Annotated in this window: 22 protein-coding genes and 1 riboswitch; of the genes, 12 read left to right on the top strand and 10 right to left on the bottom strand. The window is 37.4% G+C overall.

Features of this window, described 5'->3' with window-relative positions; all coding sequences use genetic code 11:
* The first annotated feature begins 69 nt into the window (after window positions 1-69).
* The 7 genes from DCO46_RS03565 to DCO46_RS03535 all read left to right on the top strand — a co-directional run bounded on the left by DCO46_RS03565 (window position 70) and on the right by DCO46_RS03535 (window position 10825).
* Window positions 70-2274 (top strand): TonB-dependent receptor, encoded by a 2205-nt coding sequence (locus tag DCO46_RS03565; RefSeq protein WP_116751205.1) that lies wholly within the window; start codon window positions 70-72, stop codon window positions 2272-2274.
* A gap of 236 nt (window positions 2275-2510) precedes the next feature.
* Window positions 2511-2714, top strand: a riboswitch (cobalamin riboswitch).
* A 109-nt stretch (window positions 2715-2823) separates the two neighbouring features.
* Window positions 2824-4872 (top strand): TonB-dependent receptor, encoded by a 2049-nt coding sequence (locus tag DCO46_RS03560; RefSeq protein WP_116751204.1) that lies wholly within the window; start codon window positions 2824-2826, stop codon window positions 4870-4872.
* Window positions 4869-6014, top strand: a complete 1146-nt coding sequence (locus tag DCO46_RS03555; RefSeq protein WP_116751203.1) for a YncE family protein — start codon at window positions 4869-4871, stop codon at window positions 6012-6014. Before DCO46_RS03560 ends, DCO46_RS03555 begins: the two co-directional genes overlap by 4 nt.
* Window positions 6015-6019: 5 nt before the next feature.
* Window positions 6020-7306 carry a PKD domain-containing protein gene (locus DCO46_RS03550; protein ID WP_116751202.1) on the top strand — a complete coding sequence of 429 codons (1287 nt, stop codon included), beginning with the start codon at window positions 6020-6022 and terminating at the stop codon, window positions 7304-7306.
* 39 nt (window positions 7307-7345) lie between these two features.
* Window positions 7346-8590: a hypothetical protein gene (locus DCO46_RS03545; RefSeq protein WP_116751201.1), complete on the top strand. Its 1245-nt coding sequence runs from the start codon at window positions 7346-7348 to the stop codon at window positions 8588-8590.
* A 4-nt stretch (window positions 8591-8594) separates the two neighbouring features.
* Window positions 8595-9815, top strand: a complete 1221-nt coding sequence (locus tag DCO46_RS03540; protein WP_116751200.1) for a hypothetical protein — start codon at window positions 8595-8597, stop codon at window positions 9813-9815.
* A 65-nt stretch (window positions 9816-9880) separates the two neighbouring features.
* Complete coding sequence (locus DCO46_RS03535) at window positions 9881-10825, top strand: DUF4465 domain-containing protein (protein WP_116751199.1); 945 nt, start codon at window positions 9881-9883, stop codon at window positions 10823-10825.
* 103 nt (window positions 10826-10928) lie between these two features.
* On the opposite strand, the gene DCO46_RS03530 is transcribed toward DCO46_RS03535, so the two are convergent.
* The 8 genes from DCO46_RS03530 to DCO46_RS03495 all read right to left on the bottom strand — a co-directional run bounded on the left by DCO46_RS03530 (window position 10929) and on the right by DCO46_RS03495 (window position 17757).
* Complete coding sequence (locus tag DCO46_RS03530; protein ID WP_116751198.1) at window positions 10929-11318, bottom strand: hypothetical protein; 390 nt, start codon at window positions 11316-11318, stop codon at window positions 10929-10931.
* An 89-nt stretch (window positions 11319-11407) separates the two neighbouring features.
* Window positions 11408-11962: a YceI family protein gene (locus DCO46_RS03525; protein WP_165828821.1), complete on the bottom strand. Its 555-nt coding sequence runs from the start codon at window positions 11960-11962 to the stop codon at window positions 11408-11410.
* Between the two features lie 5 nt (window positions 11963-11967).
* Window positions 11968-12351: a c-type cytochrome gene (locus DCO46_RS03520; protein WP_116751196.1), complete on the bottom strand. Its 384-nt coding sequence runs from the start codon at window positions 12349-12351 to the stop codon at window positions 11968-11970.
* A 19-nt stretch (window positions 12352-12370) separates the two neighbouring features.
* Window positions 12371-13213: a DUF5777 family beta-barrel protein gene (locus DCO46_RS03515; protein ID WP_116751195.1), complete on the bottom strand. Its 843-nt coding sequence runs from the start codon at window positions 13211-13213 to the stop codon at window positions 12371-12373.
* 7 nt (window positions 13214-13220) lie between these two features.
* Window positions 13221-13625 (bottom strand): OB-fold protein, encoded by a 405-nt coding sequence (locus tag DCO46_RS03510; protein ID WP_116751194.1) that lies wholly within the window; start codon window positions 13623-13625, stop codon window positions 13221-13223.
* Between the two features lie 130 nt (window positions 13626-13755).
* A complete protein-coding gene (locus DCO46_RS03505; protein WP_116751193.1) occupies window positions 13756-16290 on the bottom strand; it encodes a carboxypeptidase-like regulatory domain-containing protein in 2535 nt (844 codons plus the stop codon).
* Window positions 16291-17190 (bottom strand): FecR family protein, encoded by a 900-nt coding sequence (locus DCO46_RS03500; protein ID WP_116751192.1) that lies wholly within the window; start codon window positions 17188-17190, stop codon window positions 16291-16293.
* Between the two features lie 51 nt (window positions 17191-17241).
* On the bottom strand, window positions 17242-17757 hold the full coding sequence (locus DCO46_RS03495) for an RNA polymerase sigma factor (RefSeq protein WP_116751191.1): 516 nt from the start codon (window positions 17755-17757) through the stop codon (window positions 17242-17244).
* Window positions 17758-17975: 218 nt separating this feature from the next.
* Between DCO46_RS03495 and DCO46_RS03490 the strand changes: the two genes are divergently transcribed.
* Together DCO46_RS03490 and DCO46_RS03485 are read left to right on the top strand one after the other, a co-directional pair.
* Window positions 17976-18974 (top strand): hypothetical protein, encoded by a 999-nt coding sequence (locus DCO46_RS03490; RefSeq protein ID WP_243416245.1) that lies wholly within the window; start codon window positions 17976-17978, stop codon window positions 18972-18974.
* 420 nt (window positions 18975-19394) lie between these two features.
* On the top strand, window positions 19395-20684 hold the full coding sequence (locus DCO46_RS03485; protein ID WP_116751190.1) for a hypothetical protein: 1290 nt from the start codon (window positions 19395-19397) through the stop codon (window positions 20682-20684).
* Window positions 20685-20794: 110 nt separating this feature from the next.
* Here the strand turns inward: DCO46_RS03485 and DCO46_RS03480 are convergent, their stop codons facing one another.
* The gene (locus tag DCO46_RS03480; RefSeq protein ID WP_116751189.1) at window positions 20795-21175 is read right to left on the bottom strand and encodes a winged helix-turn-helix transcriptional regulator; all 381 of its coding nucleotides are present in this window, start codon (window positions 21173-21175) and stop codon (window positions 20795-20797) included.
* Window positions 21176-21298: 123 nt separating this feature from the next.
* On the opposite strand from DCO46_RS03480, the gene DCO46_RS03475 reads away from it, so the two are divergent.
* From DCO46_RS03475 to DCO46_RS03465, 3 genes are all read left to right on the top strand, one after another.
* Complete coding sequence (locus DCO46_RS03475) at window positions 21299-22093, top strand: SDR family oxidoreductase (RefSeq protein WP_243416244.1); 795 nt, start codon at window positions 21299-21301, stop codon at window positions 22091-22093.
* Between the two features lie 41 nt (window positions 22094-22134).
* A complete protein-coding gene (locus DCO46_RS03470) occupies window positions 22135-22455 on the top strand; it encodes a nuclear transport factor 2 family protein (protein WP_116751188.1) in 321 nt (106 codons plus the stop codon).
* A gap of 315 nt (window positions 22456-22770) precedes the next feature.
* Window positions 22771-24243: a sensor histidine kinase gene (locus DCO46_RS03465; protein ID WP_165828798.1), complete on the top strand. Its 1473-nt coding sequence runs from the start codon at window positions 22771-22773 to the stop codon at window positions 24241-24243.
* Here the strand turns inward: DCO46_RS03465 and DCO46_RS03460 are convergent.
* Window positions 24240-24767 carry a PPC domain-containing DNA-binding protein gene (locus tag DCO46_RS03460; protein ID WP_116751186.1) on the bottom strand — a complete coding sequence of 176 codons (528 nt, stop codon included), beginning with the start codon at window positions 24765-24767 and terminating at the stop codon, window positions 24240-24242. The two genes, DCO46_RS03465 and DCO46_RS03460, sit on opposite strands and share 4 nt — an antisense overlap.
* Between the last annotated feature and the right edge of the window lie 93 nt (window positions 24768-24860).

Genomic DNA, 24860 nt, shown 5'->3' with positions numbered 1-24860 from the left:
TCCAGTTCAGAAAAAGGTATCTAATTTTATTATTTGGTTATTTTTGCGCCTCAATTAAGCATAAGTTTCATGAGAATATTTTTCTTTTTTTTAATTTTTGGTTTCATTTTAAACAGTAATGCGCAGTCGGTAAGTGGTGTCGTGAATAATGCCGACGGAAAAGCCTTGTCCGAAGTTTTAATCCGTGATCTTAATTCCAAAACACATGCACATACTGATGCAAACGGAAAATTTACCTTAGAAGGAGCTCAGATAAATGACAGCTTAGTGATTACAAAACAAGGATTTGCTACTCAGAAAATTAAAATTATTTCTTTTGATTTTATGACAATTGCAATTGATGAAAAACCATTTTTACTGGAAGAAGTAACCATAAGCAATAACTTAAAATATTTAAATACAATTTCTAAAATTGATCTTGAAATTCAGCCTGTTTCAAACTCTCAGGATTTATTGCGCAAAGTTCCGGGACTTTTTATCGGACAGCATGCGGGCGGGGGAAAAGCAGAACAAATCTTTTTAAGAGGTTTTGACTGCGATCACGGAACCGACATTAATGTCACGGTTGACGGAATGCCGGTCAATATGGTTTCGCACGCACACGGACAAGGTTATGCAGATCTTCACTTCGTAATCCCCGAAACCGTTGCCAATATCGATTTTGACAAAGGATCTTATTTTGCCGAAAAAGGAGATTTTACCACCGCCGGATATGTTGGTTTTAATACCAAAAATGCATTACAAAACAGTTCTGTTTCTTTTGAGGGAGGACAGTTTGATACTTTCCGTACCGTTGCGATGTTCAATTTACTGAACGAAGAAAAACAGTCGGCCTATATTGCGGGAGAATACATGATGACCGATGGTTATTTTGATGCGCCACAGAACTTTAACCGAATTAATTTGTTTGGGAAATACAGTGCTAAAATGGCTAATGGCAATCTTATTGCCTTATCGGTTTCCCATTTCAAAAGCCAGTGGGATGCAAGCGGACAGATTCCGGATCGTGCCGTAAATGACGGCACCATTTCACATTACGGAGCCATTGATTCCAATGAAGGCGGTACTACCGGAAGAACCAATTTAAATCTGCAGTACGATGCCAAAATTGATGAAAATACACAGATAAAAAATACCGCTTATTTGAGTAAATACGATTTTGAGTTGTATTCGAATTTTACTTTTTTCTTAAATGATCCTGTAAACGGAGACCAGATCAAACAGAAAGAAAACAGAACAATTGTGGGCTTTCAGTCAGAATACAATCAGAAATTAAGCGAAAAATGGCGTTTTAAACTGGGTGCGGGATTGCGAAATGACAATAATAAAAATGTAGAATTGTCGCATACATTAAACAGAAAAACAGTTTTAGATTATCTGAGTTTAGGAAATGTAAACCAGACTAATTTGTTTTCTTATACAAGTTTTGATTTTACATCAGGAAAATGGCTGATCAATGCAGGTTTACGTTTAGATTATTTCAAATTCGGCTATGAAGACCAGCTAGCTCCGACTTATACCAATCAGACACAGACTAAAGCAATAGTGAGCCCGAAACTGAATTTTTTATATACAGAAAATGACAAGCTACAATATTTCTTCAAATTAGGAAAAGGATTTCACAGTAACGATACCCGTGTAGTTGTGGCTCAAAAAGGAGAAAAAATCCTTCCGGAAACATACGGAGCCGATTTAGGAATTAACTGGAAACCATTCCCGAGAATGATTGTCAATTCTGCAGTTTGGTATTTGTATCTGGCACAGGAATTTGTCTATGTGGGAGACGAAGCCGTTGTAGAACCTAGCGGAAAAACACAAAGAAAAGGTTTCGATTTTGGATTCAGATACCAGCTTACCAACTGGTTATTCTGGAATACCGATTATACGTATACACATGCAAGGACAATGGATGAACCTAAAGGGAATGATTATCTGCCTCTTGCTCCCGTAAATACCCTGACAAGCGGACTTTCTGTAAAAGATTTAAAAGGGTTTTCAGGAAGTATAAGAACCCGTTTTTTAGGCGACCGTCCGGCAAATGAAGACAACTCGGTAGTGGCAAAAGGATATTGTATCACTGATTTTTCTGTGAATTACCAGATCAAAAAAGTCTCAATCGGACTAAATATTGACAATATTTTTGACACCAAATGGAAAGAAACACAATTCCTGACCGAATCAAGACTGGCCAGCGAAACCGAACCTGTAGAAGAAATTCATTTTACTGCGGGAACTCCGTTTAATGCACGGTTAATTTTAAAATACAGCTGGTAATTTTTTTAAAATTCCAATATCATCCCGAAGCTTCGGGACCAAATTCCATCTCTAAGCTTCGGGCTAAATTTTAAATTTCAATCTTAGCTTAAATCTCCAAAAGGCCTTTAGTTTGTGACTCGATAAAGAATTTTTGGTCTTAAATTACAACAATAAAACACCCTGAAATTTAAGATCCGGATTACATAAATTTATTAAAAACGCAATTCCGGCTTGCAGAACCATATAACAATTATATCTTTGCGACTGATTTTGGTCTGTTTTTTCATCAGAAAAAATAGTTAAAAGGGAATCAGGTGCAAATCCTGAACAGACCCGCTACTGTAAGTTCTACACAAAGTCTTTAAACATTACTAATGCCATTGTCCCGCCTTGCGGGGTGAGAAGGCCGTTTAAAGATGGAACAAGTCAGGAGACCTGCCACGATCATATAGTTTAAAACTTTCGTGGTATGAAGTTGATGACAAAGATGGTAACCTGCTAATATAGCGGGCTTAACTCTACGTTTTATAATTACTACATCACAGAAAGTTTATTTAATTAATCGTGATGTATAGTTTAAAAAAAATATTTTTTTCTGTTTTTATTTTAGTTGTTCCTTTTCTGCTTCATTCTCAGGCAGTGACTGATAGCTCGCGTGTTTTAAAAGAAGTTATTTTAAAAGGAAAACCGTATCAGGAAGTTATTCCTGTTCAAAGTCTTTCGGGCGTTCTGCTCGAAAATCTGGCAAGCCATAATGTGGCCGATGCGCTGCGCTATTTTGCGGGAACACAAATCAAGGATTATGGCGGTGTCGGCGGACTTAAAACCGTTGATGTCCGAAATATGGGAACGCATCACGTCGGCGTTTTTTATGACGGAATACAGCTTGGCAATGCCCAAAACGGCGTTACGGATCTTGGAAAATATTCGCTTGACGATATGGAATCGCTTACGATGTATAATGGTCAAAAGAGCGAAATTTTTCAATCGGCTAAAGATTTTGCTTCGGCTTCTGCCATTTACATGAAAACAAAACGCCCTGTTTTTACGGGTTCTAAAAAATCGAATTTACTCGTTCGGTATAAAACCATGTCAATCAATTATCATGATCCTTCTTTTAGATGGGAACAAAAGCTGAGCGACAAAGTAAGCATGAGTGTCAGTTCTGAATATATAAAATCGAATGGTCAGTATAAATTCAGGTACAAAAGACATAATCAGGACGGGACTATCGCTTATGATACCACGGCAACCCGCTGGAACAGTGATATTGAAGCTTTGCGATTTGAATCGGGTGTTTACGGGCAACTAAATAACGGTACCTGGGATGCCAAAGTCTATTATTATGATTCAGAAAGAGGCGCACCGGGAGCTATTGTAGAAAATAAGTTTTCGGATGGATTCAGGCAGTCTGACAAGAATTTTTTCGCACAGGCTTATCTGGTCAAAGACGTTTCTGAAAAATATAAATTTCAGGTAAAAGGAAAGTTTGCTTACGATTACACACATTACATCGCAAGGGATACAACGACCGTTTTGGACGAAACCGTAACCGAAGGCGCACAATCGGATGATAGTTATTTTCAGCAGGAAGCTTATTTCTCAGCCGTTAATATGTACAGCATTTTACCCACCTGGGATGTTTCGCTCTCAACTGATTTTCAATACAATAAATTAAATGCAACCAGAAGAGGAATCCAGACGCAGTTTTCTTTTCCACAGCGTTATACGGCACTTGTTTCTCTGGCCAGTTCATATCGGTATGAAGGTTTTAAGGTTTTAGGAAATGTACTCGGAAGCCGTGTGATCGAAGAGGTCAGGTACAATGCAAAAGCGCCTAACAAAACCGAATTTACACCTGCTTTATTCCTCGGTTACACTCCCTTTAAAAAATATGATTTCAATCTAAGAGCCTTTGCAAAGCGAATTTTCAGGATGCCGACTTTTAATGATTTGTATTACACAATGGTTGGTTCCAGTACTTTAAGACCGGAATATATGAACCAGTATGATGTTGGTTTTACTTATGCTATTCCGTCAGGAAAATATTTTTTTGATAAACTTTCGCTTCAGGCCGATGCCTATTACACCAATACCAAAGATAAAATTGTCGCAGCACCGACCGGAAATTTATTCCGCTGGATGATGACCAATATCGGGCAGGTAAAAGGAAAAGGAATCGAAACGGTGCTGAATCTCGGAAAAAACATCGACAAGGTAAATCTTTCTGCAAATCTTACTTATACCTATTCACAAAGTCAGGATTTTACAAAGTTTGCCGGATTAGAATTGTCTTCTTATGGCGACCAGATTCCGTACACACCCTGGCATAGCGGATCGGGAATTCTAAATGCGGGCTACGAATCATGGAATTTCAATTACAGTTTTATCTACGTTGGAAAACGCTATAACGGTAACGTCAATAATATCAAAGTGAATGAAGTACAGCCGTGGTACACACATGATCTGGCGGTGCAAAAGTCTTTCACTTTCAGTAAATGCAAATTAAAGGGTACGGTTGAAGTCAACAATGCTTTCAATCAGCATTATGAAGTCATCTACAATTATCCCATGCCGGGAAGAACATTCAAATTTATAATCAGTGTTGAATTATGAAAAGGAACATTATAAAAATAGTATTTGGTTTACTGATAACCGTTTCGCTGGTTTCATGCCGGGAAGAAGAAACCGTTTTTCTTTCCTCTGACGTAAGTGTTGCCGCACCTCGAAGTGATGGCAATATCGAAGGATTTTATTTGCTGAACGAAGGTAATATGGGAATGAACAGGGCAAGTATAGACGTGTTCAATTACAGAACGGGAAACTATACCACAGATGTTTATTCCGAACGAAACCCAAATGTTGTAAAAGAACTGGGAGATGTTGGAAACGACATTCAAATCTATGGCAACAAGGTTTATGCGGTAATTAATGTTTCCAATAAAGTTGAAGTGATTGATAAATGGACGGCAAAACGCATTAAAAAAATCGATATTCCAAATTGTCGTTATGTGACTTTCTACAAAGACAAAGCGTATGTAAGCTCGTATTCCGGTCCTGTGGCAATTGACCCAAATGCAGAAGTTGGTTTTGTTGCCGAAATCGATACGACTTCTTTAGAAATCAGGAGAAAAGTAAATGTGGGTTATCAGCCGGAACAAATGGTCATTCGTAACGGGAAATTATATGTTGCAAATTCCGGAGGGTACAGGGTTCCGAATTATGACCGAACGGTTTCTGTAATTGATCTGGAAACTTTTACAGAAATAAAAAAAATAGATGTCGGCATTAATTTGTACGGTATGAAGATTGACAGCCGCGGAGATATTTATGTGAGTTCCAGAGGAGATTATTACAACACGCCTTCGAATCTTTTTGTAATTGATACCCAAACCGACGAGAAAAAAATGCAGCTCGATATTCCGGTTTTAGGAATGTGCCTCGTCGATGACCTTCTTTATTATTACAGTGTTTCGTGGAGTTATGTCACCAACAGCAATAAAATTTCTTATGGCATACTCGATACCAAAACAAAAAAAGTAATAGCAGATCAGATTATTACAGACGGAACCGACAAAAAAATAATGATTCCGTACGGACTTCAGGTCAATCCCGAAACAAAGGAAATCTACATCACCGATGCACAGAATTATGTAGTGACGGGCTACATCTACTGTTTTACACCGGATGGAAAATTAAAATGGAAAACTACAGCAGGGAATATTCCCGCGCATATTGCCTTTATAACCAAAAAATAAAAAATATGGATCAAAGATTTAGTACATACTTCCGATTAATACTGGCTGTTTTTTTTGCCATACTACTGACCAATTGTTCTGGCGGTGATAATGATAGTTCAGGATCGGGTGGAGGAGAAACGAATCAAAATGAATTTAAAACCTCTCGTTTTGCGATTGTAACGTTAAGTGCAAAAACAAATGCGGGTGCAGACGCAACTTACAACTGGACGGTGGAAAATGTTTCTTCAGAAAAATATTCCCTGACCAATACAACTTCAAAAGAAGCTTTGTTTGCAGCTGCAGCAGAAGGAACATATCAGTTTAATGTAGTGATCACGGACAAAGGTGTAACTCAGACAGAAAAAGTAACCATTACGGTAACTGCTGAAACCAAAGAACTAAAAAGCTACATCTCAAAAGTATTCGAATTTAAGCCTGCACCGGGACAATTTATCAATGACCTTCCGGCGGCAAATGATGGCGATACGGAAGAGCGAATATTGACAAGGGCAAATTCCTATCTGGCTAAAAAAAGCGGAGATCTGATTTCGCTTGGTGCATTTGGAGGTTATGTGGTTTTTGGTTTTGATCATAGTATTGTCAATATAAAAGGGATACGCGACTTCAGGGTTTTAGGAAATGCGTTTTGGGCGCAGGCCAATCCAAATCCGGATGCCGGAATGCGTGGCGGAAGCAGCGAAGCCGGCGTAATCATGGTTGCCTACGACAAAAATAAAAACGGACTTCCCGATGATGAATGGTACGAAATTGAAGGTGCCGGCCATAAAATGGAAAAGACCATTCACAATTATGAAATTACCTACCATCGTCCGGATCCTAACAAAATCCCGGTTCCGGGTGGTGGAACCGGTACTGTACTTTTTCCGGATATGGAATACATCTACTGGAAAGACAATCAGGGAAAAGACGGTTATCTGGCGCAAAACAATGCCTATAATCATTCATTGGATTATTGGCCAAAATGGCTGAAAAATCAGGCTACAATTACTTTTAAAGGAACAAGATTACCGGATAACGCCGTGGATGAAAGCGGCAACGGAAGTTATTTTGTGCAATATGCTTTTTTATACGGTTATGCCGATAATGCTCCAAACAACGACGACGATTCGGCCATAGATATTGACTGGGCGACAGACAGCAGCGGAAAAAAAATACAGCTTCCGGCGATTGATTTTGTAAAGGTTTACAACGGACTGAATCAGCAGGCGGGATGGCTCGGCGAAACTTCAACCGAAATTATGGGTGCTACAGACCTGCATCTTTCGGGAGAAATTATTCCAACCCGATAAAATTTAACTAGTATCAAATCAAATTATTATATCCAAATTATGAAAAAAAATGTTACCCGATTTTTATTGCTGGCAGTTGCATTTGCCTTTGTGGGATGCAGCAGCGATAATGACAAAGCTGATGAAAATGCGAATGTAATTGACATTGCGCTTCAGGCAAAATATGAAACACCAACATTTACGGTTTTAGATATTACAGCTTCTGCTGCCGGTGCGGCTGCAAAATATGAGTGGATTATGACTAAAAATCCAGTGAACAAAGTGACAGATTCTATTGTCGGGGATACCAAAGACCTTCGTTTTACGGCTATTTATGCGGGTTCTTATGAGTTTACACTGAATGTAACGGCAGACAATAAAAAAGGAAGCAAAAGTACCATTGTCAATGTAACGAATGAAGCAACCAGTTATAATCCGTACATCACAAGTATTTTTGACTTTGATCCTGCACCGGGAATGTTTGTTAATGACGTGTACAAAGAAGGTTTTTCTAAAGAAGATGTAATGAAAACGGCATTAGGAAGAATCAATGAAACCAATGTTGGGTATTTATTAGACTTAGGAGGTTTTGGAGGTTCGATTACGGTTGGATTTGACCATACAGTTGTCAATGTTCCGGGATCAGTTGACTTTGTAGTTTATGGAGGAGATGTATCAAATCCGAAAGGCTCAAAAGCAAATCCGCCAGCACCGGGATTGATTTATGTGGCTTATGATAAAAATAAAAACGGAAAACCGGATGCAGACGAATGGTACGAAATTATAGGAAGTCAGCATGCTAAAGCAAATACAGTTAAGAATTTCAAAGTGACTTACCATAAAAAAGGAGCAGAAGAGCCTTTGGTTTCAGGAAGTGCTCTTTTTTCAGATTACGAACATATTTTCTGCGAAAATAGTGACGGGGAAAGTTTTTACCTGGCAAGACCCAAATCCAGAAAGGAATTTTATCCTTTATGGGCAACTCAGACCGTGGTTAGTTATGAAGGTTTAAAGCTTGATGTAGATTTTGCACCAGCACGCGCCAACCAGACGACTTTATGGAATTCTAACCCTCCTGAATGGGGATATGTAAATGCGATAAATCCGAATATCGATATTGACTGGGCCGTTGATAAAAACGGAAACAAAGCAAATCTACCAGGAATAGATTTTATAAAAGTAATCAACTGTGTGAGCGAGCCAATGGGGCTTTGCCAGCAACAATCTTCAATGGCTACTGTATTTTCAGGAGCAGGGGATCTTCATATCATAAAAAAATATAATCTAAAAAAAGCAAAAAAGTAAGACCATGAAAAAGTATTTAAAGTATAGTTTATTTCTAATCGCTTTTGTTTCTTTTTATTCCTGCAGCAGTGACGATTCAAAACCGGAAGAGGTTATTGAAGAACCGGTTAAAGACCCGACAATTGCTATAAAACTGGCTTCAGAGTTTGCCGTGCAAAAATATGATGTTACAGAAATAGCTCCTGAAGTAATCATCGAAAATGTGAACGGAAAAACTCCGGTATACCAATGGTCAGTTAAAGTTACCGATAAAGACGGTGCTGCTAAAGATTCCATCATTGGTGACAGCAAAACGTTACTGTTTATTACATCAAAAGCAAATGATTATGTGGTAGATTTTACCGTAACAGTAGATAAAATCGTAAAGCAGGTTTCTACAAAAGTTACCGTTTCTGAAAGCGGAAAAACCTATAGCGGAAAGGCATTAACGCTAATCGACTTTTTACCTGCGCCCGGCCATAATATTGAAAGTTACAGTACCAGAGAAGAAGCTTTACAGCTTACTCAGGAAAGTATGAACGATGGCGGATCGGTTTCCCTTGGAACATTTGGAGGATATATTGTAACGGCTTTTGACCATACGGTTATTAATGTGTATGGAAAACGCGATTTTACTGTTCAGATGGCAACAGGATCTTCAGCAGTTAAATACTCTCCCGTGAGCATTGCCGTGGCTTATGATGCGAATAAAAACGGAGTTGCAGATGCAAATGAATGGTATGAAATCGCAGGAAGTGAATATAATAAATCTACGACAGTCAAAAATTATGAAATCACTTATCATAAACCAAATCCTGATGCAAGTCCTGTAGCCGGAGCAGCAGCCTGGCAGTATGATACAGCCTATCTTTCCTGGACAGATAACAAAAACGGATCGGGCAAAATCACCAAGACCTTTAACCGAAGAAGAAATAATTATTATCCGGAATGGTTAGGAGATACTTATACTCTAAAAGGAACTAAAGTAGCTATCCCTACAAAAGATGTAAGTGACGGTGCGGGTACTGCTTATAATGTCGGGACTTTTGAATGGGGTTACGGCGGTATAAAAGATCCTTCTATAGATATCAGCTGGGCAGTGGACAAAGACGGAAAGAGAGTTCATTTACCGGGAATTGATTTTATAAAAGTATATGTGCCAACATTTGCTGCACTGGGCGCCAACGACCTGTTGACAAGCATTTTTGAAGAAGCATCAGATTTGAATTTTACTGAAGCAGAATAATTTATAATGCCCTTGTATTTCGAGAATAAGTAACTAATTAATATTAATCCCTAAAATTTATAATTATGAAAAAAGTAGTTTATTTTTTGACATTAGGTTTGCTGATAGGATTTTCGTCGTGTAGTAGTGATGACGAAGTTGTAAGCAACGAAACTTCGGCTTCGGTACTGAGTAACTCAGGCAAAACAGCAAAACTTGCCGTAACGGATCCTGCAATAGGAACCACTACAACGCTTAATGTAACCAGTTCTCTTTTGACAAGTGGTACCACAACAACAGGAGGAAAGTACTGGCAAAATACTTATGTAGCCAATACAAACTTGACGGTTGATATATTTAAATTTTCGCATACGGCAACCTCTGTAGGATACAACTACTGGGACGGGTTTATTGTTTCGAATGTAAATGACATTACCAATTACGGATCTGCCGGTTCAGGCGGATCAAACAACTGGGTAGCGCATCAATGGGGAACAATGGCAGGAAGTGGTTCCGGAACTTCATCTACGATTACTCCGGGCACACCGGGAACGACCGGAGATCCTTATATTGTGGCGTATTGGTCCAGTTATTTAGACCCTCAAAATCCACAGGGAAGTACTTTTAGTGAAGCTAATTTTTCTAACTGGATTAAAATCGGAAACACAGGACTTTATCAGGTAAAAGGTTTAAAAATCAATATTCATCCATGGCCTTATTATGGCTGTAAATATGGAGATGGATTTGCAAGAGCATTTACATCAGGAGATCACTTTGAATTGTTGATTTACGGGGTTACTCAGTCGGGTGTGATTACAAGCCCGATTGTACATTCATTAGCAAATTATACAGGGTCTTCTTTGGTTATGCCAACAGGCTGGGTAAATGTGAGCACATCAAATCTGGCTACTTTGGGAGATGTAAAATATTTGATTTTCCAAATGGCTTCTACAGATTCAGATCCAACTTATGGAATAAATACAGCGGCTTACTTTTGTTTAGATAAACTATCGGTAAAACGTATAAACTAAACCGCAAAAAACAAAAAGAGCCAATTATGGCTCTTTTTTTTTGAAAATAATCTTGTAATAAAACCTGTCTGCCAATTTAACTGCGTCAGATAAGTGTTTCTGCTTAATGGTTAAAATGCCGGCGAATTTGTGCTGGCGTCGTTATTATCTGTCCCAGAGTGTGATCAAACCATTTTACTTCCTTACTGACTTCTGCACAGCATTCGTTTTTGGCGTTGAAGAAAGAGCTTTTAATATTGATTTTGTCATCTATTTGGCAATGTTTCATTTCAACAAAAAAAGACTCGGTAAACATGAGGTTCCTATAGCATATAAATTCATTATCGGCTTCCTGAAGACCCAAATGCAGGGCATTGAGTTTCTCCCTTGAAAATCCGTTATCAAATAAAAAATGATACAATAATCTAATGGTGTACGCAATATAAGCTGTACTTTCCATTTCCATAATATCATTTACATCTTCTCCCGAAACAGTATAATTTTTACAGATCATTTAAATTCAGTTAAGGTTAGTAAAAAAAGAGGCCAGCGAAGTATGGGACCGGCCTCATCATAAATGTCTGATGCTTAAACAGCAAACATTTATTTACTCAACAAAAAATTGTAATCAATTTTTACTTTATCAGCAATTTTCTTTCTGACCAAACCCGGTATTTCGATATCATAATCTTCCGGTTTTGCTTCAAAAGAGCCTGTAATATTCACACCGTTGGCCGCTTTGGAAACTTTCAGTATTATGGTTACAGGTTTTGTTTTGCCGTGAATCGTAAGGTCTCCTTTCAGGGTAAAATTTTTGGGCGTATTTGAAATTTTGGAAATATCAAAATCGGCTATTTTTCCTTTTAAGGTCGCTTTTGAAAACTTTTCAGATTCCATATAATTTTCGTTGAAATGTTCCTCCATCAGGGCAACCTTAAACCGAAAACCTTTTATCAGGACCAAAGCAGCAAAATCTCCAGTTGACTGTTCCAGTATTGCAGATACACTTTTGTTTTCGGCAGCAACTTCTTCGTACGAGGGCATAGAAGCCTGAAATTTTATTGTCCCGATTTTGGTTATCAGTTTTTGTGCTGATATATTCGTGGTTACAGCGACAATCAGCGATAAAAACAGGATATTAATAAATGATTTTTTCATACTGATTAATTTTCTTTTAGCCCGTCTGTATTCCATTTTACGATTACATCAATATTTGTCTGAGACATTCTTCCGCCTTGCGGCATAATTCCCTGTTGGCCATTTTGAAGCTGGATACGGGTTAAGAGACCTGCATTTTCTACTGCCGCTTTAACTTCTGCATAAGTGGTCAAAGGTCTGAATGCGGCAGATCTTCCGGTCTGGTGGCATCCTACGCAGTTGCCATCTATAATTGCTTTTACATTTTTGGAATAACTCACTATTGTTGGTTCCGTAGGCGTTTCCGGAGTTCCCGTTGTTGGTGGTGTTTCGACATCCTGATACGTATCAGAATCGCTGCAGCTTGCTAAAGTGGCCAGTAAAATCGTTAATGCTATTGCTTTTTTCATAGTTTTTTATTTATAGTTATTAAAATACTCGGTATAAGTTAAATCCAAAAAAGAAGTCTCCTTTGCCCCAGTCTCCTGACGCATTTGTAAGGTATCCGCTTTCGCTCATGGATTGTGAATTGGTAAATATGAGCTGGAAAACGTGTCCGCCGGTTTCTACATCAAGGCCTACTGACAATGGGTTTTTGTAAAAATCAGGTTTGTCAAAATTGTGCATGTACTCTAAATTGACAGACAACCTTTTAGTGATTTTATAACGTCCGCCGCCGCCAAAAGAAAACTGATTATCATTTTCCAGATCAGGATTGTAAAGATTCTTGTGTATAAATGAAGGCACTACTTCAAAGGATAGTTTTTGGCTGATTTTTCTTGAAATCAACAACTGCTGAACATAAGTCATACGATGTTTAAACTCTAAGCCCGGATATTGGTCTTTTTCTAAAAAAGTATTTATATCGGCAACACTGTAACCGACAATATCTACAGGAAAATGATCGCCCTGTCTGGCCATTCGGTATTTTATTCCCGTTTCATACATTTTGTTTAATGTATGTCTGGAAAGGCTGACAGATAACCAATCGGTAACGCCATAAATACCACCAAGTTTTGTAGTGGCATTATCAAGTCCAAAAAAACTGTCAAGACCATCTTTTACAGTACCAAAGCGATGCGAGACTACAAAATAGAACTCTTTCTTTGCTGCCATTTTTGTTGTTTGCAAGGTGACCAGCTGCAGTGCTTTAAAAGTTGCTGTAGAATAGTTGTCTTCTACCTGAGTAGAATCAATACTGCTTAGTAAATCATCTTGTGAATATGCCATGGTAGCCAAAAAAAGGCAGATCGGAACTAAAAATTTTTTCATAAATGGATTAATTATGTGGTTTAATAATGGTGCACTGGTCTAGTTTTATTTCCTGAAATAATTCATCATAACCAATACATTTGCCTTTGACAACTGCGTTATGATCAGAAACTTTGTTTTTTATTTTTTGGGTAAAAAGACAGAAAACAGCTTTTTCGAGTATAAGGACAGAATCAGTTTCTTTGGTTATCTGACCTGTCAGTTCAATAGTTTTGTTGAGATACAACGAATTTGCTTTTTCCGGATTGGAGTTATAGTCTTCAATTAGTTTTGCTGCGGTAATGCTGAAGTCCGGCATTTCTGTTTCGATGTTACGGGCTTCCTTAAAGAGAAAGCCGTAATAAAAATAAATGCCTCCTGCAGCAGCTATGAGCAAAGCTGCAATTGCAATCATTATTTTTTTTCGTTTCATTTTATTCTTTTTGATAGGGTTCAATAGTAAAACAGCCTTCGTGCAGATTACCCTACCAAAAAAATGTGATTTTTTGAAAAAAAATAAAAAAGAAAAACAAGAGTTGGCTATGTCTCTCGTATAAAAGGAGTTATAAAGAAATCCTGAAACTCAGGTTTGGCGTTCTCTGAAGCGAAAAGGTTTCTACTTCTTCGATAGAATTGGTTAACGAACTTATTCGGTAGTATTCGCTAATCTCATTTTTTCGGTTTAAGATGTTCAGAATGGATATTCCTATTTTGTATTGAATTCCATTGGCGGTTTCCCATTTGTAAGTCGAGGAAAGGTTAACCTGCGAAAAAACATGCAGATTGGTATCGTTTGGTTTGTTGTAAACGACTACGGGATCTGAGAGATCAATTTTTGAAATATCCGGAGAAGTTTTTGGCCTGCCGGAAGACCATTTTGTTCCCAAAGCGATTTTGAAATTATTCTTTTCATACATAACAGCCCACGAAAGGGTATGGGTTAACTCAAAATTATTGGGAAAAGTGCTGTATTCATAATCAGAAAAATGATAATTGTTGTTATTGTAAGTATAGCTCAGCCAGGTCAGAAAGTGGTCCATTTTTTTCTGAATAAGGATTTCTGTTCCCAAAACTTCATAATCTCCGGTAATTCGGATAAACTCTAACTGGTTCTGAAAACCCTGACTGGACGTGGTGATTCCGTGAACTTTTTTATAAAAATTTTCTATATCCAGCAGCCAGTCATTCTTTTTATAGAATAAATTCAGGGATATCTGCCTGCTTCTCTGAATGGGAATTGTGGTATTATTGGAGATAATCCAGCGTCTTTTCTCAATTCCGAAATAATCTTTTTGCAGATCAATGATTTGTTGGGAGTTTTGGCTTTTGAGCTCTCCTAAAAGTTCTACATTCAGGTTTTTGTTGATACCGTAGCCAAATTGTATTCGGGGCTCAACAATATATTTTTTGAACTTTTCAATGTAATTCATTCTTGCTCCGGCCTTTACATATAGTCTGGTAATTGTATCATTATACTTTCCTTCTACAATCAAGGCATGGGTTCTCAGCACTTCCTTAACGTTACGATAGAAATCCGGATTCGTTACCTGCTCTAAATTTGTGACCCCGATTTCATTAAACTGATAACCATTGTTTAAACTAAATTTTGAGGTAATTCTATGTTGGTTTTCTAAATTAAAACCATTATTGTTAACGCTGTTTTTCTGAACAACAATTTGATTTTCAGTACTTGTTTTTTGATTGCCAAAAAGTTCATAGGCTGAATTATAAATATTGATTTTTGTGGTATTATAGCTGTTCCAGTTTCTTTTCCATGACAAATTACCGCCATAATTCTGCTGGCGCAATGTATTGTTTTCAAACTTGTATATGTCATAGACTGTGGCACTCTGAAAAACTTCGAGATTGTCCTGAATGGTTATTAAATCTAATATGATTTGGTCTTTGCTGCCTATTTTCTGGGCATATTTCAGGGTAGCATCATAGAAGCCAAATTTTTTATCACTTTTATAATCGATATCCTGGTTTTGTGAAAAGTCAGTAATAGTGGTGTTCTGAAAAACTTTGTTGAAGTATTCCTTATAAGTTGGTGTTTCCACAAAATCAGTAATAGACTTGCGCGCAGAAATTTCGATAAAACTCTTTTTCGAAAGATTGTACTTTGCGTAAACATCTGCATTGATCATATTTATCCCTGCGCTAAAACTGTTTTTTTCGGTAGTTTCAGGAGTAGAAGAAATATCGACGACACTTGATACACTTTCTCCAAAAAAGGCAGAACTTCCGTTTTTATAAATAGAAATAGTATGCGCCAGATTAGGGTTAAATACGGATATCAATCCAAAAAAGTGCCCTGTCTGATACATTCGGATCCCATTCCATAAAAATAAATTCTGGTCGTGCGTGCCCCCGCGTACATTAATGCTCGAAACACTTTCGTCGATACTGTTGACGCCCGGAATTTGCTGCATGGCCTGCAAAGCATCGGGTTCGATAAGTCCGGGTAAAATACCAAATTTCTTGGGTTTAATTTCAAATGCCCCGTCGGTGTTTTTAGAAATACCCGAGGCAAGAATGGCATTGGCTTTAATTTCTTTTAGTTCTGTAACTTCAGGTTCTAATAGTATTTGCAGGCAATTTTCAGCATCCTGATTAGCGGCTGAAATCCTTTTGGATGCGAATCCGATATGCGTAATCAAAAGGATACTTTTACCTTCTTTTTTAAATTCAAAATAGCCGTTAGAATCTGCCCTGATCTGTGTTTTGTTGTTTAAAATGATATTGGCGCCTTCAATAGGTTTTTTGTCCGCAGCAGAAAAAAGATAACCGCATAATACCCGCGATTCGTCCTTTTTTTTGTAAACATTAATGAATTTGCTGTCAATATTTTCAAAAGATAAATCGGTGATATTTGACAGGTATTGCAGTTTTTGATTTAATGAAAGAGATCTTTTCGGAGGAGTAAGCTGAAGCCCCGCAATATCATCTTCCAGATAATTAAAACTTACCTGATGCAGCTGTTCAATATCAAGTATAATTTTCCTGATAGGCACAGCTTTTCCCTTGTCCTGAGCACAAAGACAGAGGGCAAAGAAAAACAGGAAAAACAAAAAATGAAATTGTTTGGGGAGCAACATTTATTTTTCGTCAATAATTATTTTATTTTTTGAGACTTTCTGAATCTTCAAATGATAAGTTGTAGCAATAATCTGCAAAGCCGTATCTAAATTTTTAGCCGGTAATTTCCCTGTAAACAGCGAAGTGGTGTCTTTTGTATTTAATTCGATATCAATATTATACTGTCTTTCCACCTCGTCTAATATGGTTGTGATGTTATCCTTGTAAAAACTGATCTGATCCTGCATCCATTCCGGTTTTGATGAAGAAATCTTCATGGTAATCTGCTTTCCGTTTTCAAAACTAACGCCTTGCCCGTGAGTCAGCAGGATTTGGGTATTGGCATAATTTACTTTGACGCGCCCTTCATAACATACTACATCAAACCTGTTTTTTCTGGTCTTGACATTAAACTGGGTTCCTAAAACAGAAACTTTACCTAATCGGGTCTGTACTTCAAAACGTCTGCCTTTTGAAACTCTAAAATAGGCTTCTCCCTTAAGTTCCAGATGCCTCTGATTGTCCCAGTTCCATTTTTTATAGTGTATTTCTGAACCGGAATTCAATACCACTTCTGAGTTATCAGGTAATGAGAAAGTTGTTTTTTCTCCAAAACTGGCGGTTTCTGTCTGCTGTACCAAAACCTTAAAAGCAAAAGTAATTCCGAGAGCCAGAACAAAGACAGCGGCTGAGCGAAATATCCATGTTTTGTACAAAGGAACTACTTTTGGAATCTCTTTTTTCTGTTTAAGAATATTAGACAACATGCTATTTTCATCGAAGTCATCTACTGCCAGATGCTCCGTGTAATTTTTAATTTTTTGATATTTTTCGAAATCAGGACTGGCTTCAAATGCAGCTAATTCTTCTTCTGACAAATCATTGTTTAGCCATTTGGCCAATAATTGATTTTTTTTCATTGTACTGGTATTATGTTATTAAAACAGTTAGAACTAAATTTACCCTACTTTTTACAGATCAATTTCTTTACGTAAGCTTAACAAGGCCAAATGAATGCGTTTTTCTACCGCTTTTACGCTGATATTTAAATCCTGGGCGATTTCGCTGTATTTTTTTCCGTCAATCCGGTTCATCAAAAAGGCAATTCGCTGCTTTTCGTTTAAGTTTTCAATAGCTTTTAATAGTTTTGCCTGAAATTGTTTTTCTTCCATCAGGTATTCAGGAGTCTGGTTGGTTTTATCCAAACCGCTAAAATTTTTTTCGTATTTCAAAACAACTTTCTGATGGGCAATTTCATTGAGACTGCTGTTGTTTGCAATCGTGTAAACATAGGATTTCGCTTTTTCCAGCGGTACAGAAGAACAGTTTTGCCAAAGCTTTAAAAAGGCTTCCTGTGCCACATCTTCTGCTTTTTCCATATTACCAAATTTGTAAAAAAGAAAATTGCGAAGTGCTTTTATCTGACTTTTGAAAAAAGACGAAAAAATTATTTCGTCACAAGTATTTGACTGGGGGTTATTTGGCATTTAGATCAGCAATTTGTAAGATGCAAAAGTATTTGTTTTTAATTTAAGTAGGGTAAAAGTATTGCTGATTGTTTTATAGTAACAAAAATTGATTTTCGGTACGATTGCAAAACGGAAGTGGTAATATCGAAACCTTTGATGCCGAATTTATTAAAAAGCAATTCTTTAAAATTTATTACCTTTGTAAAAATGTTAATATGCTGTCTTTAAAAAAATATTTGTCAATAATTTTCATCCTGTTTTTATTGTCCTGTCAAAACGAAACAGATGAGCAGGATTCTAATACACAGGAGACAGTAACAAATGCTTCTCCTTTAACTTCGTATTTGCAAAGAGTCGCTATGGTTCCCACTGTGCAGGACAATGTAATTGATAAATCGAGTTACTGTACCATAAAATTTCCTTATAAGGTGATCGTAAATAATGAACAGATTGCCGTTAATTCTTCTGCCGATTTTCAAAAAGTCTTTGATAATATTAATGCCAGCAATACGGATGATGATATTGTAAAAATAGATTTTCCGGTAACGATGGTTTACTACAATTATATAGAAAAATCAATTCCGAATCAGGCTGATTTTGATGACTTAATTGATTACTGGAATCTTTATCCGGATCTTTTGTCCAAAATCAACGGGCTAAACATTCATTATCCGATAACGATCAATAAATATAACAGCTCGAATCAGGTAGCAGGTTCTGTTTCTATAGCAAGTGACCAGGCATTTTTTAGTTTTATAAAAAACCTGAACGGCAGCGAGTATATTTCCTTAAAATACCCTATTTCCATAACAGATTACAATTATCAGACAAAGTCAATTACCAGTAATGCAGATTTCGAAAATGCCATCAAATATGCTATAGACAACTGTCCGGAAAACAATAATACATCTCTTGACTTTGAAGAAACCTTAACAAATGGTTCCTGGACAATACCTTATTTTTTTGATGAATCGGATAAAACGTCCTCTTACAACGGATATTCATTTGTATTTAAAAGCGATAAATCGGTTGTAGCTACAAAAAGTGGCAGTTCAGAAACAGGGCAGTGGGAGTGTACTTATAACTACGGTGTTCGAAACTTAAGATTAAACTTCAGTTCAGCATTGCTTGGAAAGCTGAATACAAATAACTGGGAGTTGTTTGAGTACAATAATTCACAAATACGATTACGAAACACGGGTTACGGTACTGATTATCTTTACTTCGAAAAATAGAAAAATACAGAAAAGCATCAGTCTTTTTCTAAAACAGAGCCCGTTATGGCTCTTAATTTAATCAGATAAAACATGTAAAAACAGATTGGTAAGTCAGAATATACTGTTTTTATTTTTAAAAATATATTTTAGATATAGCTGACAAACTAAAGAATTTATCACAAAAAAGAATAAATTTTTTAATGATAGCCGTGTTTAGTTCCAATTAAATCCTTTTTAAGTTTTTGATATATAATAATTTACAGGTTTTTGTTTCTCCTGTAGTGATAAATGCAATTTTTTGAATCTTCCATCTGACCCTTGATGCGGTCAAAAAAAAATAAATAAAATCGAGCGGAAGTTTAATTTAATTTACATATTTTTGTTAATACACTGACAATAGGTGTATGCCCTAAATACAAATTTAATACCCCCCTTATCATGAAAAAAATTACTCAAATCATCTGCTTTCTTTTGATCGCTGCAAATGTGAGTGCACAACAGGAGAAAGGAATTATTGGCTACAGCAACTGGTTAAACAACTGGACAGAATTTAAGCCCCATAAAGTACAATATGGAGACCCAAATCAAATTCTTGCTGGAAACATATCAGTAAATACTAAATTACTGAAGAAGAATGTGTATGTGTTGCAGGGAAATGTATATGTGACCAACAATGCTGTCTTAACAATTGAACCGGGAACTTTAATCATAGGTGACTTCGAATCTAAGGGAACTCTTGTAGTAACAAAAGGTGCGCAGTTAATCGCAGACGGTCTTGAAACTGACCCGATTGTATTTACTTCAAACCGTAGTGTAAAAAAAGCCGGAGACTGGGGTGGAGTAGTTATTTTGGGAGATGCTCCGATCAATAAATTAGGAAATGTAGGTTCTTATAACCTGGACCTTGATCCAACACTTACAAATTATGGTGGTAACAACGCTGCTTCAAATTCAGGAATCCTGAGATTTGTGAGAATTGAATTTGCAGGAAAAAAAGTAAAAGGTGTAGACACTTTTAACGGTTTAACTATTGCAGGAGTTGGTAACAAAACTATTTTAGATAATGTAATGGTAAGCTACTCTGGTGGTGATTCATTTGCCTTTTTCGGAGGAGATGTAAACGCTAATCAGTTTGTTTCTTACAAATCAATAAATGATGATTTTAAATTTACACAAGGAGCACAATGTCGTTTGTTCAATTCTTTGGCAGTAAGATCATCTTACCTGTCAAGTAACAAAGATGGTTCACGTTGTATGGAAGTAAAATCATATGAAAAGAAAAACGAAACTGACTTTACGAAAAAAGGAACTCAGGTAGTAGCTTCTAATATTACAATGTTAAATGACAGTGAAAATATTAAGGCTGATATTCAGGCAGGTTTAGTAAAAGAGGCAGTTTATGTTGCCGAAAATGCTTCTGTAGAGATGAAACGTAGCGTAATTTCAGGATTTAATCCAGCTGTATTGATAGACAGCAAAACGGAAATCAATGACGTTAACCTTAAGAAAATCAAATTTGAAGAGATGTTCTTCAACCTTTGTAACGGAAACATCTTTACTGAATACAACTCTAATAATGAAGATTTAGAGAACTGGTACGGAAACAGTCTGTTCTTTAACGTTTATTCTCAAAGTGATAACAAGGAAACGTTTGTGGATATCTTCAATCCAAAGAAACCGGATTTCAGGTTACAATTAGGGAAAATTACTGCTTCAAGCGGAAGATAATTTCAGAGATATTTAAAATCTATAGCATAAAAAAAGCCCGGAAAGTTAATTTCCGGGCTTTTTTATTTTAGGGTAATACGATTTTTTAAAACTCGCGGCAGTACGATGATTTAGTCATCTTCAGTAGGGCTTACAGGCGTAAATTTTTTAATAATCAGCATTCTAAGCCGTTCCTGATGCTCGTCGCCCCAGCGCCCAAGACTTCCTATTACGGGAATAAGGCTCATTCCAAATTCCGTAAGGCTGTATTCCACTTTGGGTGGTACTACCGGATATATTTTCTTGACAACCAGGTCGTGTTCTTCCAGTTCATTCAGCTGTATATTTAAAACCCTGCGCGAAGCATCAGGTATCTTTCGCTGTAGTTCACTTGGTCTTTTATGTCCTTCATTAATAAACCAAAGCAAACGAATCTTCCATTTACCGTAAAGAACTTCACCAATCAGGTCAAGTCCACAGTTTAAGTTCGGTATTATTTTTCTCTCATACATATTGTAAAGGTAAACCTATGTTCCGATTTGTACAATAGGGGAATAATTTATCCCTATGTGATTCGTATTTCCGTACTTGTCTGGTAATGTTATACTTCCCAAATTTGTACAAAAGAAATTATAATGGAACAAAAAATGGAATATCAAAACGAATTGTCAGGCAAAATTGCTTTGGTGACAGGTGGAACAAAAGGGGCCGGAAGAGCCATTGCGGAACGATTAAAAAATGCGGGTGCTACCGTAATTATAACTGCAAGAAATCATCCCGAATCACCCGATGCAGATTTACACTTTATTTCGGCTGACCTGAGTAAACCGGAGAGCGCAGACACAATAGCATCTGCTATATTAGAAAAATTTGGAAGGGTAGATATCCTGGTAAATAATCTTGGGGCATCTGAAACCCCCGCAGGCGGATTTTCAGTATTGACAAACAAAGACTGGGAAGAAACCATACAAACCAATTTACTTGCTCCGGTTCGACTGGACAAGGCTTTTCTGCCGCAAATGGTCACAAATGGCGCAGGTGTAATCATACATATTGGATCTATTCAGGGAAAATTGCCGCTGTATGATTCTACACTTCCTTATGCAGCTGCAAAAGCAGGGCTGATTAATTACAGTAAAGGACTATCAAAGGAAGTTTCTTCCAAAGGGGTAAGGGTACTGACAGTTTCTCCAGGCTGGATTATGACCGATGCTTCTATAAGAATGATGGAGCGTATTTCAGAAAGCAGCAACATATCTCTTAAGCAGGCTGAAGAAAGTGTTATGGCAGCTCTGGGCGGAATACCTTACGGAAGGCCTGCGATGCCTGAAGAAGTAGCGGAACTGGTAGGATTTCTTGCCTCACCGAGAGCCGGTTACCTGACAGGAGCAGAGTATATTATTGATGGAGGCACAGTACCCACAATTTAATATTTAACAAATCAATTATCAAACATTAAAACAGATAAAATATGAAACTACCAGAAGTAATACAAGACTTAATTGACGCACAGAACAATGCTGACAGCACAGCTTATGCCAATTGTTTTTCGGAAATGGCAAAAGTATTGGATGAAGGAAAGACCTACATCGGAAAAGCGGCTATAGAATCATGGATAAATGAAAGTAATGAAAAATACAGTGCGGTAATGAAACCTGTCAGTTTTGAAGGTAATACAGCAAAAGGAGTTTTAAAATCGGAAGTTTCAGGGAATTTTCCCGGTAGTCCGATACTTCTTCATTACAATTTTGAGTTTGAAGAAGAACGTATATCATACCTGACAATCAACTAAATTTTTCGAAGGATTTTACAAAAATGATTTCAATAATTTATCTAATCTTCATTCAGTATATAATGTAAAAATGTAGCAGGATAAATACTAACCCGGGCAATTGTCCCGGGTTTAGTATTTCTGGAATGCTGCACGAAATCAATACAAAACAACGATATATCGTCTTCTCAAAAAAAAGGGATTCCCGACCGTTATAATCCAATTTATTGATAATTTTGATACTTTCAATTTAACTCCTGACACAAATAAATGATACCGTCTTCTTCCAAAGGATACATGATGTTTGTCCTGTTGTTCATAGGATATTCCCTTAATATGGATGCACGGGAAGGAGCTTATACACCGGGACAGGTTAAAAGCGATGAACGTGCCCTGGCCTGTTTACAGGGAATTGACAAAGTCAACACTTTATTGCTCTTAAGTGACTGGTATGAAGCCCAAAATTATAAACCCCGACAACTCCAGAAAGCATTCGATTATGCCCATCAGGCCCTTCGTCTCAGCCGGTCTCTGCATTCTGTTCTTTATCAGGGCAAATGTTACCTGCAGCTTTCCATGCTGTATCAGCTCCGTAACAACAATGAGATGATTGAACGATCTGCCAAAGAAGCGATTGCATTACTGACCAGTACAAATCATACAGACGAGCTCGCAGAAGCCTGGGTGATGTTATGGTCGGCTAAAATGCGCAATGAAGCACCAATGAACGAGAAATTCATACCGATTCGCAAGGCTGCCGCTTTGTTTGCGCTTTCGGGAAATATAAAAAGAAGGAGTGACTGTTACAGGGAGATTGGCGAATTGTATTACCGGTACAAAAATTTTCCCAAAGCAATGGCATCGCTGGAAAAAGCAATGGTTTTATATAAAGCGGCCAATCTGGAGGAGAAGGATTTTTATCCCATTTACACCAGGCTTAATATTCTTTATGAAACAGAAAAGAAAAATAAAGATATTATCATCCTGCGCAATAAAACCCTTCTGCAGCAGAATGAACTTAGGAATGCTGCGTTTATACGGAATTCCATGATTACCTTTCTGGGACTTTTACTTATAATTCTGGGACTGCTTTACAAGAGTTTTAAGTTCAAGAAAAAAACAAACAGGACACTTGAAGGGCAGCAGGAGGAGATTAACCAAAAAAATGCCACCCTCCAAAATATGCTCATTGAAAAGGAATGGCTGTTGCGTGAAATTCATCACCGGGTAAAAAATAACCTGCATATGGTAGTGGGACTTCTGGCAAGTCAGGCAGAATTTCTAAAGAATGAAGAAGCGCTGCAGGCAATCAGCAGCAGCCAGAACCGAATTCATTCTATGTCACTGATTCATCAGAAGTTGTATCAGTCGGAGAATTTATCGATTATTAACATGCCGTCCTATATTTTCGAATTGTCAGAGTATTTAAAGGACTCTTTTCATATGGAAAAGTCGGTGCGGTTTGTTCTGGATATCGATAATTTTGATTTACCGCTGTCTCACTCCATACCTATTGGTTTGATTTTCAACGAAGCGGTGACTAATTCCATAAAATATGCGTTCCCAAATAATGTTCAGGGCATCATTGATATTTCTCTTAAAACCGGCGATAACAATACCTTTACCTTACAGATCAGTGATAATGGTATTGGGCTTCCCGCAGATTTCGATCCTTTCCATAATACTTCTTTGGGACTCAAATTAATGCAGGGGCTTGCCAGGGATATCGATGCTGAATTCGAAATTCGCAGTAAAAACGGAACTTGTGTACTCTTAAAATTTACTTTGACGGAAACGGCTAACTATTAGTGGATACCCAGGCAAGGTAGCTGAAGTACATTGGCATTCAGCGGCTGTTCTTTTTTTCTTTGGAGTTTTTCAGTATAGGGCGTGATATAGATTTCCATAGAACCGGTTCCCACAGTAAGGCCCAGTATATGTCCGCCGTTAGCATCAAATTTTTCATCGGTCGCTACTCCGTGCATATGCAGGGAAGGTTCTTTATCATTCCAGGCAATGGATCCCGTCAGGCTTCCCATTTCTACTTTACGAAAAGTTTTGGGATTAAATTTCTTTTTTTCAAAGTCATAAAAGCCAAAGGTGGCCTCTTTTGCAAAACCTATTCCGGTGAAGTGCGCCGAGGGAATCTGTTGTTCTCTGGCAAGGTTTTCAAGCAAAGCTAGGACATTGTCACCTTCGCGCAGCACCATCAGGTAACCGTCCGCAGTTTTGGTATACCGGCATTTGTCGGCGTCTTTTTCCTGAGCCTGTACCAAATGAAAAGCCAGGCAAAAGAATAGGGCAGCAGTGATTTTCTTTATTGTTATGTTCATGAAAATTTAAATATATGAGTTAAAAACCACGATTACGAATGTTTATAAATACTGGTTATCCATTTGACGTGGATATTCATAAAGATAAGTCAT

The organism is Flavobacterium sp. HTF, assembly GCF_003105115.1.
In the GTDB taxonomy this organism is placed as follows: Bacteria; Bacteroidota; Bacteroidia; order Flavobacteriales; family Flavobacteriaceae; genus Flavobacterium.
This window is presented reverse-complemented; position numbering and strand designations above follow the sequence as displayed.

What these genes read in the sequence shown, in the direction of transcription:
- DCO46_RS03525 (WP_165828821.1), bottom strand. Translation starts at nt 11,962, where the DNA reads ATGAAAAAATCATTTATTAATATCCTGTTTTTATCGCTGATTGTCGCT.
- DCO46_RS03550 (WP_116751202.1), top strand. Translation starts at nt 6,020, where the DNA reads ATGGATCAAAGATTTAGTACATACTTCCGATTAATACTGGCTGTTTTT.
- DCO46_RS03545 (WP_116751201.1), top strand. Translation starts at nt 7,346, where the DNA reads ATGAAAAAAAATGTTACCCGATTTTTATTGCTGGCAGTTGCATTTGCC.
- DCO46_RS03465 (WP_165828798.1), top strand. Translation starts at nt 22,771, where the DNA reads ATGGATGCACGGGAAGGAGCTTATACACCGGGACAGGTTAAAAGCGAT.
- DCO46_RS03485 (WP_116751190.1), top strand. Translation starts at nt 19,395, where the DNA reads ATGAAAAAAATTACTCAAATCATCTGCTTTCTTTTGATCGCTGCAAAT.
- DCO46_RS03540 (WP_116751200.1), top strand. Translation starts at nt 8,595, where the DNA reads ATGAAAAAGTATTTAAAGTATAGTTTATTTCTAATCGCTTTTGTTTCT.
- DCO46_RS03565 (WP_116751205.1), top strand. Translation starts at nt 70, where the DNA reads ATGAGAATATTTTTCTTTTTTTTAATTTTTGGTTTCATTTTAAACAGT.
- DCO46_RS03480 (WP_116751189.1), bottom strand. Translation starts at nt 21,175, where the DNA reads ATGTATGAGAGAAAAATAATACCGAACTTAAACTGTGGACTTGACCTG.
- DCO46_RS03560 (WP_116751204.1), top strand. Translation starts at nt 2,824, where the DNA reads ATGTATAGTTTAAAAAAAATATTTTTTTCTGTTTTTATTTTAGTTGTT.
- DCO46_RS03520 (WP_116751196.1), bottom strand. Translation starts at nt 12,351, where the DNA reads ATGAAAAAAGCAATAGCATTAACGATTTTACTGGCCACTTTAGCAAGC.
- DCO46_RS03500 (WP_116751192.1), bottom strand. Translation starts at nt 17,190, where the DNA reads ATGAAAAAAAATCAATTATTGGCCAAATGGCTAAACAATGATTTGTCA.
- DCO46_RS03470 (WP_116751188.1), top strand. Translation starts at nt 22,135, where the DNA reads ATGAAACTACCAGAAGTAATACAAGACTTAATTGACGCACAGAACAAT.
- DCO46_RS03515 (WP_116751195.1), bottom strand. Translation starts at nt 13,213, where the DNA reads ATGAAAAAATTTTTAGTTCCGATCTGCCTTTTTTTGGCTACCATGGCA.
- DCO46_RS03535 (WP_116751199.1), top strand. Translation starts at nt 9,881, where the DNA reads ATGAAAAAAGTAGTTTATTTTTTGACATTAGGTTTGCTGATAGGATTT.
- DCO46_RS03475 (WP_243416244.1), top strand. Translation starts at nt 21,299, where the DNA reads ATGGAACAAAAAATGGAATATCAAAACGAATTGTCAGGCAAAATTGCT.
- DCO46_RS03495 (WP_116751191.1), bottom strand. Translation starts at nt 17,757, where the DNA reads ATGCCAAATAACCCCCAGTCAAATACTTGTGACGAAATAATTTTTTCG.
- DCO46_RS03460 (WP_116751186.1), bottom strand. Translation starts at nt 24,767, where the DNA reads ATGAACATAACAATAAAGAAAATCACTGCTGCCCTATTCTTTTGCCTG.
- DCO46_RS03505 (WP_116751193.1), bottom strand. Translation starts at nt 16,290, where the DNA reads ATGTTGCTCCCCAAACAATTTCATTTTTTGTTTTTCCTGTTTTTCTTT.
- DCO46_RS03555 (WP_116751203.1), top strand. Translation starts at nt 4,869, where the DNA reads ATGAAAAGGAACATTATAAAAATAGTATTTGGTTTACTGATAACCGTT.
- DCO46_RS03510 (WP_116751194.1), bottom strand. Translation starts at nt 13,625, where the DNA reads ATGAAACGAAAAAAAATAATGATTGCAATTGCAGCTTTGCTCATAGCT.
- DCO46_RS03530 (WP_116751198.1), bottom strand. Translation starts at nt 11,318, where the DNA reads ATGATCTGTAAAAATTATACTGTTTCGGGAGAAGATGTAAATGATATT.